At 65.6% G+C, this 15,555-nt stretch carries 17 protein-coding genes and 2 pseudogenes; 12 read left to right on the top strand and 7 right to left on the bottom strand.

Going from position 1 to position 15,555, the window contains the following annotated elements:
* Positions 1 to 140 precede the first annotated feature (140 nt).
* Entirely contained in the window at positions 141 to 563 is a 423-nt protein-coding gene (gene hpaR / locus AC3WL2_RS23245; protein WP_023632900.1) for a homoprotocatechuate degradation operon regulator HpaR, read from the top strand.
* A 119-nt stretch (positions 564 to 682) separates the two neighbouring features.
* Here the strand turns inward: hpaR and AC3WL2_RS23240 are convergent, their stop codons facing one another.
* Positions 683 to 1,279, bottom strand: coding sequence for a TetR/AcrR family transcriptional regulator (locus AC3WL2_RS23240; RefSeq protein WP_173862483.1), 597 nt, complete (start codon positions 1,277 to 1,279; stop codon positions 683 to 685).
* 5 nt (positions 1,280 to 1,284) lie between these two features.
* Positions 1,285 to 2,493, bottom strand: coding sequence for a multidrug effflux MFS transporter (locus AC3WL2_RS23235; protein ID WP_102685339.1), 1,209 nt, complete (start codon positions 2,491 to 2,493; stop codon positions 1,285 to 1,287).
* Positions 2,494 to 2,831: 338 nt separating this feature from the next.
* Here AC3WL2_RS23235 and AC3WL2_RS23230 point away from each other — a divergent pair.
* The 9 genes and pseudogenes from AC3WL2_RS23230 to ku form a co-directional block, all read left to right on the top strand.
* Positions 2,832 to 2,954, top strand: a pseudogene (locus tag AC3WL2_RS23230) (con-10 family general stress protein); the annotation flags it as partial.
* A gap of 59 nt (positions 2,955 to 3,013) precedes the next feature.
* The gene (locus AC3WL2_RS23225; protein ID WP_102685338.1) at positions 3,014 to 3,193 is read left to right on the top strand and encodes a hypothetical protein; all 180 of its coding nucleotides are present in this window, start codon (positions 3,014 to 3,016) and stop codon (positions 3,191 to 3,193) included.
* Positions 3,194 to 3,217: 24 nt separating this feature from the next.
* The gene (locus tag AC3WL2_RS23220) at positions 3,218 to 4,543 is read left to right on the top strand and encodes an iron-containing redox enzyme family protein (protein WP_256582574.1); all 1,326 of its coding nucleotides are present in this window, start codon (positions 3,218 to 3,220) and stop codon (positions 4,541 to 4,543) included.
* A complete protein-coding gene (locus AC3WL2_RS23215) occupies positions 4,543 to 5,499 on the top strand; it encodes a methyltransferase (protein ID WP_102685336.1) in 957 nt (318 codons plus the stop codon). The genes AC3WL2_RS23220 and AC3WL2_RS23215 overlap by 1 nt, the downstream gene beginning before the upstream one ends.
* A 4-nt stretch (positions 5,500 to 5,503) precedes the next feature.
* Positions 5,504 to 6,631: a carboxylate-amine ligase gene (locus AC3WL2_RS23210; RefSeq protein ID WP_102685335.1), complete on the top strand. Its 1,128-nt coding sequence runs from the start codon at positions 5,504 to 5,506 to the stop codon at positions 6,629 to 6,631.
* Between the two features lie 130 nt (positions 6,632 to 6,761).
* Positions 6,762 to 7,520, top strand: a complete 759-nt coding sequence (locus AC3WL2_RS23205) for an RHS repeat-associated core domain-containing protein (RefSeq protein ID WP_256582572.1) — start codon at positions 6,762 to 6,764, stop codon at positions 7,518 to 7,520.
* Between the two features lie 139 nt (positions 7,521 to 7,659).
* A pseudogene (locus AC3WL2_RS23200) lies at positions 7,660 to 7,794 on the top strand (SDR family NAD(P)-dependent oxidoreductase); the annotation flags it as partial.
* 106 nt (positions 7,795 to 7,900) lie between these two features.
* Positions 7,901 to 8,038: a PSPA7_2676 family Cys-rich small protein gene (locus AC3WL2_RS23195; protein WP_173862482.1), complete on the top strand. Its 138-nt coding sequence runs from the start codon at positions 7,901 to 7,903 to the stop codon at positions 8,036 to 8,038.
* A gap of 9 nt (positions 8,039 to 8,047) precedes the next feature.
* Positions 8,048 to 8,884 (top strand): non-homologous end joining protein Ku, encoded by an 837-nt coding sequence (gene ku, locus AC3WL2_RS23190; protein WP_102685333.1) that lies wholly within the window; start codon positions 8,048 to 8,050, stop codon positions 8,882 to 8,884.
* 13 nt (positions 8,885 to 8,897) lie between these two features.
* Here the strand turns inward: ku and AC3WL2_RS23185 are convergent, their stop codons facing one another.
* From AC3WL2_RS23185 to ligD, 5 genes are read right to left on the bottom strand one after another with little or no spacing between them, the layout of a single operon-like run.
* Positions 8,898 to 9,560 carry a glycosyltransferase gene (locus AC3WL2_RS23185; RefSeq protein ID WP_102685332.1) on the bottom strand — a complete coding sequence of 221 codons (663 nt, stop codon included), beginning with the start codon at positions 9,558 to 9,560 and terminating at the stop codon, positions 8,898 to 8,900.
* Positions 9,557 to 10,156, bottom strand: coding sequence for a class I SAM-dependent methyltransferase (locus AC3WL2_RS23180; protein ID WP_102685331.1), 600 nt, complete (start codon positions 10,154 to 10,156; stop codon positions 9,557 to 9,559). Before AC3WL2_RS23180 ends, AC3WL2_RS23185 begins: the two co-directional genes overlap by 4 nt.
* Positions 10,157 to 10,166: 10 nt before the next feature.
* Positions 10,167 to 10,922 (bottom strand): PIG-L deacetylase family protein, encoded by a 756-nt coding sequence (locus tag AC3WL2_RS23175; RefSeq protein ID WP_102685330.1) that lies wholly within the window; start codon positions 10,920 to 10,922, stop codon positions 10,167 to 10,169.
* Complete coding sequence (locus AC3WL2_RS23170) at positions 10,919 to 11,959, bottom strand: acyl-CoA dehydrogenase family protein (protein WP_102685329.1); 1,041 nt, start codon at positions 11,957 to 11,959, stop codon at positions 10,919 to 10,921. The genes AC3WL2_RS23175 and AC3WL2_RS23170 overlap by 4 nt, the downstream gene beginning before the upstream one ends.
* Positions 11,960 to 11,978: 19 nt before the next feature.
* Positions 11,979 to 14,450, bottom strand: coding sequence for a DNA ligase D (gene ligD, locus AC3WL2_RS23165; RefSeq protein WP_102685328.1), 2,472 nt, complete (start codon positions 14,448 to 14,450; stop codon positions 11,979 to 11,981).
* 157 nt (positions 14,451 to 14,607) lie between these two features.
* Here ligD and AC3WL2_RS23160 point away from each other — a divergent pair, with 157 nt between their 5' ends.
* Complete coding sequence (locus tag AC3WL2_RS23160) at positions 14,608 to 15,069, top strand: phosphotransferase system, HPr-related protein (RefSeq protein ID WP_102685327.1); 462 nt, start codon at positions 14,608 to 14,610, stop codon at positions 15,067 to 15,069.
* On the top strand, positions 15,069 to 15,299 hold the full coding sequence (locus AC3WL2_RS23155) for a metallothionein (protein WP_081941252.1): 231 nt from the start codon (positions 15,069 to 15,071) through the stop codon (positions 15,297 to 15,299). The genes AC3WL2_RS23160 and AC3WL2_RS23155 overlap by 1 nt, the downstream gene beginning before the upstream one ends.
* Positions 15,300 to 15,555 lie beyond the last annotated feature (256 nt).

The following is a 15,555-nucleotide window of genomic DNA, read 5'->3' as shown; positions in this document are numbered from 1 at the left end:
GTCGGCAGATCGTGCTACGGGGAAGGCATCGCGGGAATGGGTGATTGCCAGGAGCGCTGGTACTTTTCACAGGGCTGGACAGCCCGGGTGAAAATGTATTTCACTTTATTAATATCTTAATAAAACAGCCCTTGATCCTGATGACCCAACCAAGACCCTCCCTGACCTTGACCCTGCTGCAGGCCCGCGAAGCGACCATGGCGTTCTTCCGCCCGGCCCTGAATGCCCACGACCTGACCGAGCAGCAATGGCGGGTGATCCGTATCCTGCGCCAGCAGGGCGAGCTGGAAAGCCACCAGTTGGCCGACCAGGCCTGCATCCTCAAGCCGAGCATGAGCGGCGTGCTCAAGCGCCTGGAGCGTGACGGCCTGGTGGCGCGGCGCAAGTCGCCGGAGGACCAGCGGCGCATCTTCATCAGCCTGACCGTGCGTGGGCAGCAGGCGTTCCTGGCGATGAGCGAGGAGATGGAGCGCAACTACCAGGAGATCCAGCGCCAGTTCGGCGCGGACAAGCTGGAGCAGTTGATGGGGTTGTTGAACGAGCTGAAGAAGGTCAGGCCCTGAAATCAAGGGGGCCGCTGTGCGGCCCATCGCCGGCAAGCCGGCTCCCACAGGGTTGGCAGTTGGCGCGGACATTGTGGGAGCCGGCTTGCCGGCGAGGGGTTGCACAGCAACCCCATGGTTTACTGTCCAGCCAATTGCAGCGAATCATCGAGAATTTTCAGCAACGACGCTGCCCGCCGCGCATAAACCGCCGGGGGCGCGTACAGCAGCTCTACATGCAGGCTGTCGATGATTCCCAGGTACGCATCGCCGTACAGCTCCAGCTTGTTGCCATCGCTTTGGGCCCAGGCGTGGCGCTCGCGCAGGGCCTGGCAGAAGCCCAGGCGGATCCGCTCCAGGTACGCCTCGAAGCCGGTGGTGACAGTCGAGCGGATCGGCGCCGGCGGCAGGAATGCACTGCGCAGCACGAAGCGCAGGTTGGCCGACGCCGCGTAGCGCTCGGCCAGGTGCAGCGGATGCCAGTGCCCCGGCGCCTCGCGGCCCGCCGCTTCATGGCCGAAGCCCGCCTCGACGTAGGCGGTTTCGTCGGCCAGGGCCCGTTCGAAGGCGCACACGAATAACGCGTCCTTGTTGGCGAAGTGGGCGTACAGCGAGGCCTTGCGCATGCCTGCCAGGGCGGCGATCTCGTTCAGCGACGAGCCGTCGTAGCCGTGCTCGGCGAAATGCTCCACGGCATGCTCGCAGATGCGCGCGGCGGAAGGGGTCAGGGCTTTCAAGGCGGTCACTCCGGGTTGACGCAGCAGGGCGAGGCGCTGATTGTCTTTGCCACGGCGGCGCGGGTCAAACCGACGATGACCACGGCCGCCGCCGCCAGTAACCAGGCCCAGGCCAGCGGGCCCAGGGTGGCCAGGTGCCCGGCCAGGGGCGTGGCGCTGGACGAGATGACCAGTTGCAGCGCGCCGAGCAGGGCCGCCGTCGAGCCGACATCGCGCTGCTGCGATGACATCGCCAGGGCCATCAAGGTGGCCTCGCAAACCCCCAGGCCGAACAGCGCCAGCACCACGCCCGCCAGCAGCAGCGGCAGGCCCGCGGTGGACAGGCCGGCAATTACCGCCAGGGCTGCGCCGGCACCCATGCACAGCGCCCCCCACCAGGCCACCTGGGCCACGCCGTGCCGGCTGACGCAATAGCCGGACAGCGCCGCGCCGAGCAGGATGGCAACGCCGCAGCCGCCGAACAGCAGGCCGAAGTGCGTGCTGGAGAGGCCGAAGTGCTGCTGGTACACATAGGCCGAACCGGCGATGTAGGCAAACAGGAAGAAGAACACCGCCGACAGGGCCAGGGCCGGGCGCAGGAAAGCGCCGTCGGCGGCTATGCGGCCATAAGTACGCCATACCGTTGCCGGTGCCAGGCGTACTCGATGCGTCGGCGGCAGGGTTTCACCGAGTGTCACGGCCGAATTGACCAAGGTCAGCAGACCGAGGCCGGCCAGTACCAGCATGATCGCCCGCCAGCCGTACGCAGCGTCGATCACCCCGCCCAGCGCCGGGGCGAGGATCGGCGCCAGGCCCTCGATGGTCATCAGCAGGGCGAAGATCTGTGCCGCCCGTGCGCCATCGGCGCTGTCGCGGACCATGCTCATGATCACCACCAACGTCAGCGCGCTGGCCAGGCCCTGCACCAGGCGCGCCACCAGCAGCGCGTCCAGCGACGGCGCGGCCGCCGCGGCCAGGGAGGCGATGCAGAACACCAGCAGGCCGGCGAGCAGCGGGCGACGCCGCCCCAAGGCATCCACCAGTGGCCCGAACAGCAGTTGCCCGGCGCCCATGGCCAGCAGGAACACGGTCAGCGTCAGCTGAACCTGGGTATAGCCGGTGGCGAAGTCGCGGGCCATTTCCGGCAGGCTGGCCAGGTACATGTCGATGGCAGACGGGCCAAGGGCGCCGATCAGGGCGAGGGAGGCGGCGAAGCGCAAATGTGAAGCGGGCATGAGCGAGGGTCCGTGAAAGCAAAATATAAATCTACCGACCGGTAGGTTGGCGAAGTATGCCAGATATCTGCCGGGGTCAACGCAAAGTCTGCCCACCGGGGATCCGCTTGCGCCCCAAATACACCGTCGCCGCTTGTTTAGCGCCACCGGTCCGATCCGCTCGGAATAATCCGAATCCCTCTTTATCGCCGTACTCCCAATCCATGTACGGCACCTCGCCGTGCAACCCTTAGCCACACGAGGTTTTTGCAACCATGGCCAACAAAGACAGCAACATGACCGGTCGCCAGGACACCAACAAGCAGGACGCCAACAAGACCGGCAGCCAGGGTGGAACGAAGAACCCAGGCAATTTCGCCAATGACCGCGAAAAAGCGTCCGAAGCCGGTCGCAAGGGCGGGCAGAGCTCCGGCGGCGGCAATCGCCAGAGCGAGTCCGGCCACAAGGGCGGCCGCTCGTAAGTGAGGGCACGCGGTGCCGGGTTCGCCTGGCACCGCGCACACCCCACCAGGAGGTTCCCATGCGTATCGCACCTCTGATCTGCCTGTTGGGTAGCCTGAGCCTGCTGGCTGGCTGCTTCGACCGCGACAACGACCATCCGGCGAAAGACGCCGACCCGAGCAAGCCCTCGCTGCAGATGCAGCAACCCGATTCCCCGACCAGCAACCCGTCTCCCGAAACCAAGCCCCAGAATCCATAGCGCGAGGTGACCGGCATGGTGGCGATGATCCGTGAAGGCGTGCGTTCGCAAGCCAGGCACGACATGACTGATGATGTGGCGCATCGCTACCAGGCGTTGCTGGCAGGACGCGATGCCACTGCTGAGCACTGGCTGGAAACACAACTGCGCCGTGTTCGTGACCGGGAAGACGACCTGCCGGAAGAGCCGAACCTGTTGCCCCAATGGGCCGAAAGCCATGCCGCCCAGGTCGCCCACGACCATGCGCATTACCTGCGGCAGCGGCGTGAAGGAGCGCCCCGGCGCTATTTCGCCACCCGCGCCCAGGCCTTGTGGTTCCTGCAGCAGGTAGCGCCGACCAAGGCGGTCGACGGTGCCTGGTTGCACGGTACCCTGCGGCACTGGCGCGACCCGCGTTACCACGGGTTGATCCGCACCTTTCTCGAAGAACTGGGCGACGGCGACCCACGCTGCAACCATGTGCTGATCTACCAGCGCCTGCTCAGCCGCCTGGGGTGCCTGCAAGGGCTGCCATTGGAGCCTCCACGCTTCGTGCAGGGCGCCGTGCAATTGGCCCTCGGTCAGCACTGCGAGCGCTTCCTGCCCGAGGTGATCGGCTACAACCTGGGTTATGAACAGCCACCGCTGCACCTGCTGATCACCACCCATGAGTTGGCCGAACTGGGTATCGACGCCCATTACTTCCAGTTGCATGTGACCATCGACAACGCTGCCAGCGGCCATGCCCGGCGTTCGCTGGAGAGCCTGCGGCTGTTGGCGCCAGCGGGCGATGAGGATTTCTATGCGCGTGTCAGGCACGGCTACCGGCTCAACGACCTGGGTCTCGACACACCTTCGCTGATCGCCAGCTTCGACCTGCAGGGCGAACTGCTCGCCGCGCTGGAGCGCAAGCGCGTGTTCGGCCAGTTCATGCACTCCGATCGCTGCCGCCTGCAAGGGCGCACCATCAACCAGTGGCTAGCCGAGCCGGAGACGATGGCCAAGTTCCTGGAGGCCCTGCAAGCCCAGGGGTGGATCAAGCGTGACAGCGACCCGATGCAGAGCCGCTTCTGGTCACTGATCGACGGCCCCGGCGCGGCAATGTTCGGCGTGTTCAGCGCCTACGAGAAACAGCTGTGGCATGACTGGATCGCCGGTAGCTGGCAAGGGGCCGGGCCTCGGCGTGTGCCGCCAGGGCAGTGGGAGCAGGCGTTGGCCCTGCAGGCGGAGGCGCCCGGCCGGGCCCGAGCCTCGGAGATCGCCACGCTGATCGAGGCCATGGCCGGTAACCGGCACGCAGAACCCACGGGCCTGCGTGCCACACGCGACTACATCGCTGCCACCGGGCTGTTCCAGGGAGGGCCGCGGTGATGCAACTCGACCAGAAGCAAATCCGTGCCGATGAGGCTTTGTTACAACTGGGCCGCAGGCTGCATGCCGACGGCTACCGTTTCACCTGCGTCACCCCGGCGACCCAGGCGCGGGTCAATGCCCGAGCTCAGGCCCGGCGCGCATGCACGCTGCGAGATGTATTCGGCTGGAGCCGGCCGTTCCCGGCTTCGCTGATCAGTGCCGACGAGCTGGAACAACTGGGCACGGCCGGCGTGCTGGAGGCGCACGGCGAGCTGTGGCGCAGCCGAGTGCGCTGGTCAAGCCTGGATGACCTGTTGCTGGTGCATTCGGCCTGGCCGACGGACAGCAGCGACGCGGTGTTCTTCGGGCCGGACAGCTACCGCTTCGCCCAGTTGATCGAGGATCACCTGCGGCGCAGCCCCCGGCGCGTGCAGCACGCCGTCGATATCGGCTGCGGCAGCGGTATCGGCGCTTTGCTGATTGCCCGGGCCGCACGCCATGCGCAGGTCAGCGCGCTGGACATCAATCCGCTGGCGCTGCGCTACACCGCCGTCAACGCCGCCCTGGCCGGGCTGGCCAATGTGTCGGTCGAGCCCAGCGACCTGCTCACGGGCATCACCGGCAGCTTCGACCTGATCGTCGCCAACCCGCCCTATATGCTCGATGCCAGCCAGCGCGTCTACCGTCACGGTGGCGGGGCGCTCGGCGCCGACCTGTCGCAGCGTATCGTCGAACAGGCCTGTGAGCGCCTGACACCGGGCGGCACATTGCTGCTGTACACCGGGGTGGCGATCGTCGAAGGGCGCGATGCGTTGCTCGAAGCGGTTCGCCTGCGCCTGGCCGGCCCTGACTTGAGCTGGCACTACCGCGAGCTGGATCCGGACGTGTTCGGCGAGCAGTTGCTCGAGCCCGGCTATGAACAGGTCGAGCGCATTGCCGCCGTGGCCCTGACCGTCACCCGTCGCGGCGGATGAACGCATGGGGCGGCCCTGCACGTTCGGCATCGAGGAGGAGTACCTGCTGGTGGCGCTGGACAGTGGCCGGGTGCTGTCCTCGCCGTCGACGGCACTGATCCGTCTGTGCCGTGAGGTGCTGGGGCCGTGTTTCGCCGAAGAGATGTTCCGCAGCCAGATCGAGCTGGCCTCGCCGGTGTTCGAGACGCTGCACCAGGCCCGCGCCTTCTTTACCGAGCATCGCCAGCGCCTGAGCCAGGCGTTGGCCGCCGAGGGGGTTGGTCTGTACTGTGCGGCAAGCCACCCCAGCGCCCAGTGGTTGCGCCAGCATCCACGCGCAACGCCGCACTTTCGCCAGTTGTTCGACGCCTACCGGCTGGTGGCCCGGCGCAGCTTGTTGAACGGCCTGCACGTGCATGTCGGGGTGCCACCGGGCCTGGATCGCATGCAGGTGATCAACCGGGTCCTGTACTGGCTGCCCTTGCTGTTGTCGCTCAGCACCTCATCTCCCTACTGGTGCGGCCAGGACACCGGCTACATGAGCTACCGCCGCGTGGTGTGCGGAGAGTGGCCGCACATGGGCCTGCCGGAGCCGCTGCCGGACTGGAGCGCCTACGAGCGTTATCGCGCGCTGTTGCAACGCAGCGGCACGTTGGCCGAGGACGGCGACTTCTGGTGGGCGATCCGCCCGTCGATGCGCTTCCCTACGGTGGAACTGCGCATTTGCGATGGTTGCCCGCGGCTGGAGGATGGCCTAGCCATCGCCGGCCTGTTCCGGCATCTCGTGGAACAGGCCATCGCAAGGCACGACAGCATGCCGCTCAGCCGCGAAATGCGCTGGATCACTCAAGAGAACTACTGGCGTGCGATGCACCATGGGCGCCTGGGGACCTTCATTGGCCTGGTCGAGCAGCAGCCGGTGAGCGCCGAGGGTTGGCTGGCGCAACTGCAAGGGCAGTGTCCGGCCGACAGCGCCGACGCCGAGCGCGCCTTCATGCAGGCCTGGCGCATCCTGCGCGAGGGCACCAGTGCCGATCGACAGCGTAGTTGGTTGGCGCAGGCGAACGAGCTGGTCAGCGAAAGGCGTAAGGCTATGCAGTGGGTGGCGAGCCAGGTTGTGCGCGAGGCCTCTGCCAATGGGGCGTTTGGGTGATCGTCGTGAGAGGGACCTGGCAAATTTGCCAGTTGTCAGTGATGTTGCAAATGCTGAAGCTCTTGCCTATGCGAGCCCGCCCCTACAGAGGTGTCGGACGATCAGTATGTTTGCTCAGGGGAGAGACCCGATGCTGTTGATGACGGACCAGATGCGGACCTGTATCGGAACTGCGTTGATCACCAGCGGGTCCAGCATCAGCTATACCGCCTTTGGCTTTGACTCGGCAGGGGCCAATTCCCGGCCAGGAATACGATTCAATGGCGAGGTGCGAGAAGTTGATCTGGGAGGTTATCTGCTGGGTCGCGGCTATCGGATTTACAATCCAGTTTTGATGCGATTTATCTCCGCCGACACGCAGAGTCCGTTTTCATCTGGAGGGATCAATTGTTATGCCTATTGTTTAGGTGATCCAGTGAATTTAAGTGACCCCACTGGAAAAAGTGGGCGCGGTCGGGGGGGCACTAACCGTCGGAGAACTGGGGGACAACCAGCACGGGCCATTGAACAGGCTGCTCCACCTGGGGGACAACCAGCACGGGCTATTGCGCAGGCTGCTCCACTTGCTGAACAACCTGCTGTACCCAACCGTTTTCGAATCGTCCCAGTTGAACCGGATCACCAAGTACAGCAACTTTTAGCGGAACAGGAACAGCATAAGAGCATGGCGCTAATAATAAACGGCGCGGCAGTTCTTAGTACTGAAGCCAGAGGTGTAGTTTTGAGCGATGAAAGCCGAGGACAGTTGAATGCATCTAGTATGAAGATAGCGAAAAACATCTCTCCCGAGTTTTTAGAGCGATACCTTGATGAATACTTGGCAAGTATTAGAAGTTCGGTGCAAGACTTTGTGCGCTCAGCAAATGACCAGAGTATTAATCCGCGGTAATACCTACCTTTCGTCGGTGTTAATGCAAATGATGCAAACCATGGTTTCTCGCCGTAACTCGAAGTGTGGCAGGCCCTGACTGGATCTGAACCCCCCCATCTTCGAGTAGGAGTCCAGCCCATGTCTGGTAAGCCGCAGGACCGCGTCGATCCAGTCCTACCTGTCATCGGCCACGCTGCTTGACTACGCCACCACCAAGGCCGCCATTGTCGCCTTCACCAAGGCCTTGGCCAAGCAGATGATCGAGCGCGGCATCCGGGTCAACGCGGTGGCCCACCGGGGGCAATCCGCTGCCGTAGGGCAAAGCCGAATAAACCTTCCGCGCGCCGCGCAGTCAGTCCTTGTAAGCGCCCCGTCGATGTGGGCCAAGGAGGTGGCTGATGAAACTCGTCTGCCTGCTGCGTGGCTGCCAATGGCGCAGCCTGTTGTTCCATGAAGTCGCCGGGCTGCAATGCCACTGCTGCGAACGCTGCGGTGCGTTGCGTTACAGCCAGCCCGGCCTGACCCCGAACACTTAGGAGCCAACCATGGCCAGGGCGATCTGGAAAGGCGCGATCAGTTTCGGTCTGGTGCACATTCCGGTGTCCCTCAACACCGCCGTGCGCAGCGAGCGGGTGGATTTCGACTGGCTGGACAAGCGCAGCATGGAACCGGTCGGCTACAAGCGGGTGAACAAGGTCACCGGCAAGGAAATCGACAAGGACAACATCGTCAAGGGCGTGGAGTACGAGAAGGGCCGTTACGTGGTGATCAGCGAGGAGGAAATCCGCAAGGCCCGGCCCGAGGCGACCCAGACCATCGATATCTTCTCGTTCGTCGAAGCCGGGGAAATCCCCCTGCAACAGTTCGACACGCCGTATTACCTGAGCCCGGACCGCCGGGGCGGCAAGGTCTACGCCTTGCTGCGCGAGACCCTGGCCAGCACCGGCAAGGTGGCCCTGGCCACGGTGGTGCTGCACACCCGCCAGCACTTGGCGCTGCTGCGCCCACTCGACGAGGCGCTGGTGATGATCACCTTGCGCTGGCCGGAGGAAGTGCGGGGCCTGGAGACACTGGAGCTGGACAAGAGCGTGACCGACAGCAAGGTCGACAAGCGCGAGCTGGACATGGCCAAACGCCTGGTCGAGGACATGAGCGGGCCGTGGAAGCCCGATGACTACCACGACGCGTTCCGCCAGACCATCCTCGACCTGGTCGAGGAGAAGGCCAGCAAGGGCAAGATCGAGACAGTGGAGAAAGGCGAGGGCGTCACGGCGGAGAAGGGCGCGGACATCATCGACCTTACCGAGCTGCTCAAGCGCAGCCTGGGTGGCAAGAGCAAGGCGAAAAAGCCTGCGGCCAAGCGCCCACGCAAGGCGTCGTGATCCGAGCGCCGTTCTACAGGATCTGGCCTTCCAATCCGCTGAGGTAATCGCCGAATCCCTGCCGCGCCCGGCTGTCCCTGCGGCTGCTGGTGGCCACGCTGTGCCTGGCGGTCCAGACGATCTGCGCGCCGATGGCTTCCAGTGCCAGCACCAGTTGCACATCCTCGTGGGCCGGCAGCGGCTGGAAACCGCCGACCTTGGCATAGGCCTTGGCGCATACCCCAAGGTTGGCGCCGTGAATATGCCGGTGGCCTTCCATTGCCTGGTAGCGGCTGTGGTACAGCTGACGCAAGGCGGCACCCTGCCAGGGTTGCCAGCGCTCGATATGTACCGTGCCGCACACCGCGTCGGCATGCCATTGCAACTGCGACAGCAGCCAGTGGCCAGGCACGCGGCTGTCGGCGTCGGTGAACGCCAGCCACTGGGCGCCGCGCTCGATCATCCACGCCGCCCCCAGGCGCCGGGCAATGCCGACATTGCCGGCCTCCAGCGCCAGCGTGTGCACGCCATGGCGCCTGGCGATGCGCGCGCTGGCATCGGTACAGCGATCGAGCACCACCAGCACCTCGACCTCCAGGCCCGCGGCTTCGGCCCGCGCAGCTGCCACCCCCACGGCCTTCAGGCAGTGTCCGAGGCGCCGGGCCTCGTTATGGGCGGGAATGATCACCGCGATCATGGGCAAGTCTCGTCCAGGTCGACCACCCGGGGCTGGCACGACCAGTACTCGAGCAGGAAGTCCGCCTCCTCATGGCGCAACTGCGGATACAGCGGCAGGTGCCTGGCCAGCAGGGCGTGCACTTGGCCGCCGTCCTGCGGGCAGCCGGCAATCGGATGGCGCCAGTGGCAGGCCAGCAATCCGCCGTCGCCAGCCAGGCAGGCCACGGACTGTTCAATCACCTGCAACCAGTCGGTGGGGTCGAGGTAGTAGCCGATCTCGCTGAGCACGATCAGGTCGAACTGCCCGCCCGGCCAATCGCCCGGCAGGTGTCCCTGTTCGACGCGGGCATGATCGACCCCTGCCAGGCGTTGCCGGGCCAGCCTGACGGCAGTGGCGTCGATGTCCTGGCACAGCAGGCTGGCGCAGCGCTCGGCCAGCAGCACGCTCAGCTCGCCGTTGGCGCAGGCCGGCTCGAACACCCGGCCGTAGCACTGGCTGGGCAGGCTGGCCATCGCCAGGTCGCGCTTGCGACGTTCGTACCAGCGGGTGCGAAAGGCCCAGGGATCGTCGTTGCCGGCATACAGGTCGGCGAAATACTGCGCGTCGAGGCTCATGGCGACTCCATTACAGGAAGACCAGTTCGAAAGGCTGCAACAGGCAGGTCTGCAGGGTGACGGGCAGCACCGGAGGATGCTCCCCGTCTGGCTGCAACTGGCTGGCGTGGGCGGCCAAGGCCTGGCGTTTGCGCGCCAGGCGGGTGTCGTCGAGCTGTACCCGATGGGCCTGTGGCCAGGGCAGGCGCGGGTCATCGGGCGTTGCCCAATGCCACGCCCACACCGGGACCTCGGCCAGTTGCACCCGGCGTGCCTGGGCCGCCTGGGCAGCAGCGCGGCCGGCCGCCTCGTGGTCGCAGTGGCCGTCACCGCGCCAGGTGGTCAGCAGCAGGTCATCCGGTTCGAGCAGTTGCTCCAGGTAGTTGGCCAGGAACGCTTCATCGCGGGGCAGGGCGCCATCCTTGAGGTTCAGGCGCCGCCAGTCCAGGCGGTTGAGGTCCAGATCAAGCTGTTGCAGGGCGTGCCGGCTTTCCTGGGGGCGCTGGTGGCGCAGACGGTGCTCGGTCCAGTGGGCGGAATGGGGATGGCTGCCTTCGCCGTTGGTGGCGGAAATCAGCACCAGGTCCTGCTCGCGCCCGTGGAAACCGGCCAGCAGTCCGCCGGCCATGAGGATTTCATCGTCCGGGTGAGGGGCCAGCAACACCAGGCGCCGGCCGGGCGGACAGAGCTGTTCGGGCTTGAGCCACTTGGCGCGGGCCAGGTGCGCGGATTGCTGCCAGTCGCGCCAAGGGGTGCCGGCAGCCGCCTGGATACGGTTCTCGCTCATAGCTGCCAGGCTCCCGCCGGCATGCCGGTCACTTGCCTGCCCAGTTCGGCCAGGTCGCGTTCGGCATGGCTCTGGCGCAGGTAGACCGGCAGGTCGGCGCTGAGCCGGGCGAAATGACTGCTGCGACAGAACGGCGTGGCACCCAGCGCCCTGCCGACATGGCGGATCACCTGCTCGACCGCCTGTTCGACCTGGGCGCGGGCGCGGCGCACTTCGAAGCTGGCGTCGGCGTGGGGCTGCTGGTCGATCCAGGCGGCGCATTCGCGAAGCGCGGCGCGGGCGCCGTACAAGGCGGCATCCACCGCTCCCAGATGGGCATCGGCGTGCGGATCGGGCCGAGGCATGCGGCAATGCTCGCGCAGGTAGTCGGCCAAGGCCTCGGCCGCTCCGTACCAGCACGCGGCGATGCCGGCGCCGCCATGCCAGAAACCAGGACGTGCCAGGTACTGGCCGGGCAGGCCGACGGCCAGCCCGGGCGTGTCGTCGAATTCGATGCTGACGCTGGTGGTGGTGGCCATGCCCACCGCCTGCCACTGGTCGGCCTGGATGCGCTGGCTGGGGTGCGACAACTCGATGGCCACCAGCTGCGGCTGGTCATTCTCCCATGCAGTTATCAGTGCCCGGTCGATCTGCAGCGCGCCCGAGCACCAGGCCTTGCGCCCTTGCAGACGTACCTGCCCGTCGTGCCGCTCGACGATACGGGCACGGGCATCCGGCGGCTCTGCGGCCCACATGCCCCAGATCCCGTCCTGGGCGTGGTGGGCGGCACCGCATTCGGCCAGGATCGCCAAGGCATCGGTATGGCCTTCATAGAGCTTGGCCAGGGTCAGGTCGCAACCGGCTACCCGCGCGAGCGTCTGCCAGCGCTTGAGGGTCTGGCCCTGGCCGGGCAGGGGCAACAGATCGAGGTGGTCGGCCTGCATGGCCTGCAGCAGCTCCGGCAGCAAGGTGTCGAGGTCGATGGCCTGCGGTCGGGCGCCGAAGCGGCGCAGCAGGCGGTCGAGGTTGGTCAGGTCGAAGTCCTGGATGATGCTCATGAATACGTTCCCCTTGGCCTCAATCGATGCCCAGCTGTTTGCGCATGCGCACGGTGATGGACTGCCGGGTCTTTGCCATGTCCGCCCAAGGGTCGTCCACCTCGGCCAGCCGCGCCTGCAGATTGCCGATGTGCCACTGGTTGGCGCCTTTGAGCTGGGTCAGCTCTTCGCGCCAGATCGGCACCGACACCGCCAAGCCTTCGCGGGCACGCAGCGAATACGCCGCGACTGTGGTGGCGCCCTTGCCGTTGCGCAGGTAGTCGATGAAGATCCGCCCGACCCGGTTACGGGGCCCGGAGACGGCGCTGAGCCGATCCGGGAACAGGCCCGCCATATGCTCGACGAGGGCATGGCTGAAGTCCTTCACCTCGTCCCAACCGGCGCTGCGGGTCAGCGGCACCACCAGGTGCATGCCCTTGCCGCCACTGGTCTTGAGGAACACCTTCAGGCCCAGCTCATCGAGCAGGGTGAGGGTCAGTTGGGTCGCTTCGAGCATGGCTTTCCAGGGCAATGCCGGATCGGGGTCGAGGTCGAGGACGAAGCGGTCGGGCTTGTCGAAATCCTTGTCGGTGGCATTCCAGGTGTGCAGTTCGAGCATGTTCATCTGCACCGCGCCCAGCAGGCTGTCGGCGCGGTTGAGCACCATCGCCGCCTGGCCGGCCTGCGCCTTGCTGTAGCTGCGCACCGCCGGGATGTGCAGCTGGCCGGCATTCTTCTGGAAGAACAGTTCGCCACCCAGTCCGTCCGGTGCGCGCACCAGCGCCACGGGGCGGTCCTTGAGCTGCGGCAGCAGCCAGTCGGCGACCTGGGCGTAGTACTCGGCGACCTGGCGCTTGGTGGTGCCGGTGCTGGCGTCGACCACGCGGTTGGGGTGGGTCAGGCGCAGGCTGCTGTGGGGCTCGGCGGGTGGCTGCGCGGCGCGCTTGGCGGGCATGGCTCGCTCCAGGTCGATGGCGGTGGCGGGCTTGTCGTCGCGCAGGCCGTGGAACACCGAGTGGCGCACGATGCCTTCGCGGGTCATCTGGGCGTAGGCGACTTCGGCCAGCAGTTGCGGCTTGAGCCAGTGCACGCCACGGGTGTCGGCGCCGCGGGGCGGCTTGGGCAAGGCCGGCTTGTCGACTTCCAGCGGCTTGAGGCGCGCATGCAGGCTTTCCAGCGTGGTGGCGCTGAAACCGGTGCCGACCTTGCCGGCATAGCGCAGCTGGCCGCTGTCGGTGTCGTGCAGGGCCAGCAGCAGGGCGCCGAAGCCGTTGCGGCTGCCTTTGGGGTCGGTGTAGCCGACGATCACGAACTCCTGGCGCTGCTTGCACTTGAGCTTGACCCAATCACTGCTGCGCCGGCCCACGTAGGGGCTGTCGGCGCGCTTGCCGATCAGGCCTTCGAGCTTGAGGCGGCAGGCGCTGTCGAGCAGCGAGTCGACAGGCTCGGTGAAGTCGGCGGAGAACTTGAGGAGGTCCGACGGCGTGTCTTCCAGCAGTCGGGACAGGGTGGCGCGTCGCGCCTGCAGGGGTAGCGGGCGAAGGTCCTCGCCACCCAGGTACGGCAGGTCGAACAGGTAATAGGTGATGCGTTCGTCGTGCTCGGTGTCGAAGGCGTTCTGCAAAGCCTGGAAGTCGGCCACACCCTGTTCGTCGACCACCACCATCTCGCCATCGAGCCAGGCCGAATCAAGCCCCAGCGCTTTCAAGGCCTCGACCTGACGCGGCATCTTCGCACTCCAGTCGTGGCCATTGCGGGTGAACAGGCGCGCATCCTCGCCTTCGATGCGGGCGAGGATGCGGTAGCCGTCGAACTTGACCTCGTAGTGCCAGTCACCGCTGGGCGGCGAATCGACCAGGGTGGCGAGTTGCGGCTGGAGCTTGTCCGGCAGGGCGACGGGGTTGGCCTTGGCCGTGCGTTTGTTGGCAGTGGCTGTTTTCGCCGGCCGGCGCGGCAGCAGTGTACGGTCGCTCAGCACACTGTCCGGCAAGGCTTCGACAATGCTGTAGTCGGTTTCGCTGCGGGCCTGGCCATCGTGGGACTTGACCAGCATCCACTGCTCCTTCTTGCCGGCCAGGTGGGTGCGGAACAGGTTCCAGACGCCCGACAGTTTCTCGCCCTGCAGACGAAAGCGCAGTTTGCCCTTGGCGTAGGCCTGGCGTGGATCGCCCTCGGGCTCCCAGACACCGCGATCCCAGACGATCACGTCACCGGCGCCGTAGTGGCCTTCGGGGATATTGCCTTCGAAATCGGCGTAGTCCAGCGGGTGATCCTCCACATGCACCGCCAGGCGGCGGACCTTGGGGTCGAGCGAGGGGCCCTTGGGAATGGCCCAGCTTTTCAAGGTGCCATCGAGTTCCAGGCGAAAGTCGTAGTGCAGGTGGCTGGCGTCGTGTTTCTGGATGCAGAACTGCAAGGCATGGGCCTTGCCCGTGCGGCCGCGCTTGCCGGCAGGCTCGGGCGTGGCGTTGAAGTCGCGCTTGCGCTGGTACTCCAGCAGGGGCTTGGCCATGGCGGGCTCCGAAACGGTTCGCGGGGTCTCTAGGTTGGGAGGCGAGGGGGCTGGGCGGAGTTCAAAAAAAGCGTGGGCAGGTGCTGCCTGCAGAAACTCTGAATCATTGACTGGCAGGGGGAGTCGACCGAATGAGCCCACAAATCGGAGAGCGATCATGCCCATTCCCAGAGACCCTAAACCGGCCGTCGAGATCGACGACACGCAAGACCGCATGGGCAGTGTCCATGAACTGGATTTCAGCGAGCGCCGCGATGAGCGCCAGGGCCGGATTGGCGACGAACGACCGGCGCGGGAGGTGGAAGAGGAGTATCCACCCAGACGCGTTGCCGAAAGTGGCATGACCGGTGGCGAGGCGCTGAGTGACAGCCTGCACGAGGACAATGTCACCCTCGACGACCTGAGCCCTGACACGCTGCTGGACGAGACCGGTGCGCGCGATCCGCATGAGCCGGGTACGGCAGGCGGCCCGGCGGACCAGACCCTGCGTCATGTCGAGGCGCACGAGATCGGTGGCGGCATCGGCCTGGACGAGGCCGAACTGGCCCGCTCGGCGCCGTTGGACGGCGAGCCATGGACCGACGAGGTCACCCCTGAAGACGAGCGGAGAGAACGCTGATGAACGAGCAACGTTGTTCCTGCAACCACTGTTCCTGCACCGTGGATGCCAATGCCGTGGTCCAGGATGGCAAGGCGTACTGCTGCGAAGCGTGTGCGACGGGGCACCGTAATGGTGAGCCTTGTCGCATGGGGGATTGCAAATGTGGGGAGGTGAGTCAGCCGAAAGAGAGTAATGTCGATAACGCGTTGGATGAGACTTTTCCGGCGAGCGATCCTATTTCACCTTGATATTCAATATGCAGCAGCCCTGTCATTAATTAATTCGACGATAGGGCTGCTGGTCACTACAATTACATACCTTCACCACACTAAAGCCTTCAACTCTTGCTCTTGCTCTTGCTCTGCTTTTGCTTCTAAGTGCGCGATAGTTCAGGCGACACAAATTGCGACTTCAGGAGGCCGAACGGAGGTCTTGCGGAGGGAGGTGACGGGCATGGATGCCCGTCAAGCGCTGCGCCCCAGGATGGGGCGTTCAGCGCGGTCC

The sequence above is a fragment of the Pseudomonas sp. FW305-96 genome (genome assembly GCF_058783825.1).
The sequence above is the reverse complement of the archived record's forward strand: the minus strand, read 5'-3'. Positions and strand labels throughout refer to the sequence as shown.

Coding starts and splice junctions, on each gene's coding strand:
- AC3WL2_RS23185 (WP_102685332.1), bottom strand. CDS start 9,560: ATGATCGCGGTGATCATTCCCGCCCATAACGAGGCCCGGCGCCTCGGA.
- hpaR (WP_023632900.1), top strand. CDS start 141: ATGACCCAACCAAGACCCTCCCTGACCTTGACCCTGCTGCAGGCCCGC.
- AC3WL2_RS23235 (WP_102685339.1), bottom strand. CDS start 2,493: ATGCCCGCTTCACATTTGCGCTTCGCCGCCTCCCTCGCCCTGATCGGC.
- AC3WL2_RS23170 (WP_102685329.1), bottom strand. CDS start 11,959: ATGAGCATCATCCAGGACTTCGACCTGACCAACCTCGACCGCCTGCTG.
- AC3WL2_RS23215 (WP_102685336.1), top strand. CDS start 4,543: ATGCAACTCGACCAGAAGCAAATCCGTGCCGATGAGGCTTTGTTACAA.
- ku (WP_102685333.1), top strand. CDS start 8,048: ATGGCCAGGGCGATCTGGAAAGGCGCGATCAGTTTCGGTCTGGTGCAC.
- AC3WL2_RS23210 (WP_102685335.1), top strand. CDS start 5,504: ATGGGGCGGCCCTGCACGTTCGGCATCGAGGAGGAGTACCTGCTGGTG.
- ligD (WP_102685328.1), bottom strand. CDS start 14,450: ATGGCCAAGCCCCTGCTGGAGTACCAGCGCAAGCGCGACTTCAACGCC.
- AC3WL2_RS23160 (WP_102685327.1), top strand. CDS start 14,608: ATGCCCATTCCCAGAGACCCTAAACCGGCCGTCGAGATCGACGACACG.
- AC3WL2_RS23205 (WP_256582572.1), top strand. CDS start 6,762: ATGCTGTTGATGACGGACCAGATGCGGACCTGTATCGGAACTGCGTTG.
- AC3WL2_RS23220 (WP_256582574.1), top strand. CDS start 3,218: ATGATCCGTGAAGGCGTGCGTTCGCAAGCCAGGCACGACATGACTGAT.
- AC3WL2_RS23180 (WP_102685331.1), bottom strand. CDS start 10,156: ATGAGCCTCGACGCGCAGTATTTCGCCGACCTGTATGCCGGCAACGAC.
- AC3WL2_RS23175 (WP_102685330.1), bottom strand. CDS start 10,922: ATGAGCGAGAACCGTATCCAGGCGGCTGCCGGCACCCCTTGGCGCGAC.
- AC3WL2_RS23195 (WP_173862482.1), top strand. CDS start 7,901: ATGAAACTCGTCTGCCTGCTGCGTGGCTGCCAATGGCGCAGCCTGTTG.
- AC3WL2_RS23155 (WP_081941252.1), top strand. CDS start 15,069: ATGAACGAGCAACGTTGTTCCTGCAACCACTGTTCCTGCACCGTGGAT.
- AC3WL2_RS23225 (WP_102685338.1), top strand. CDS start 3,014: ATGCGTATCGCACCTCTGATCTGCCTGTTGGGTAGCCTGAGCCTGCTG.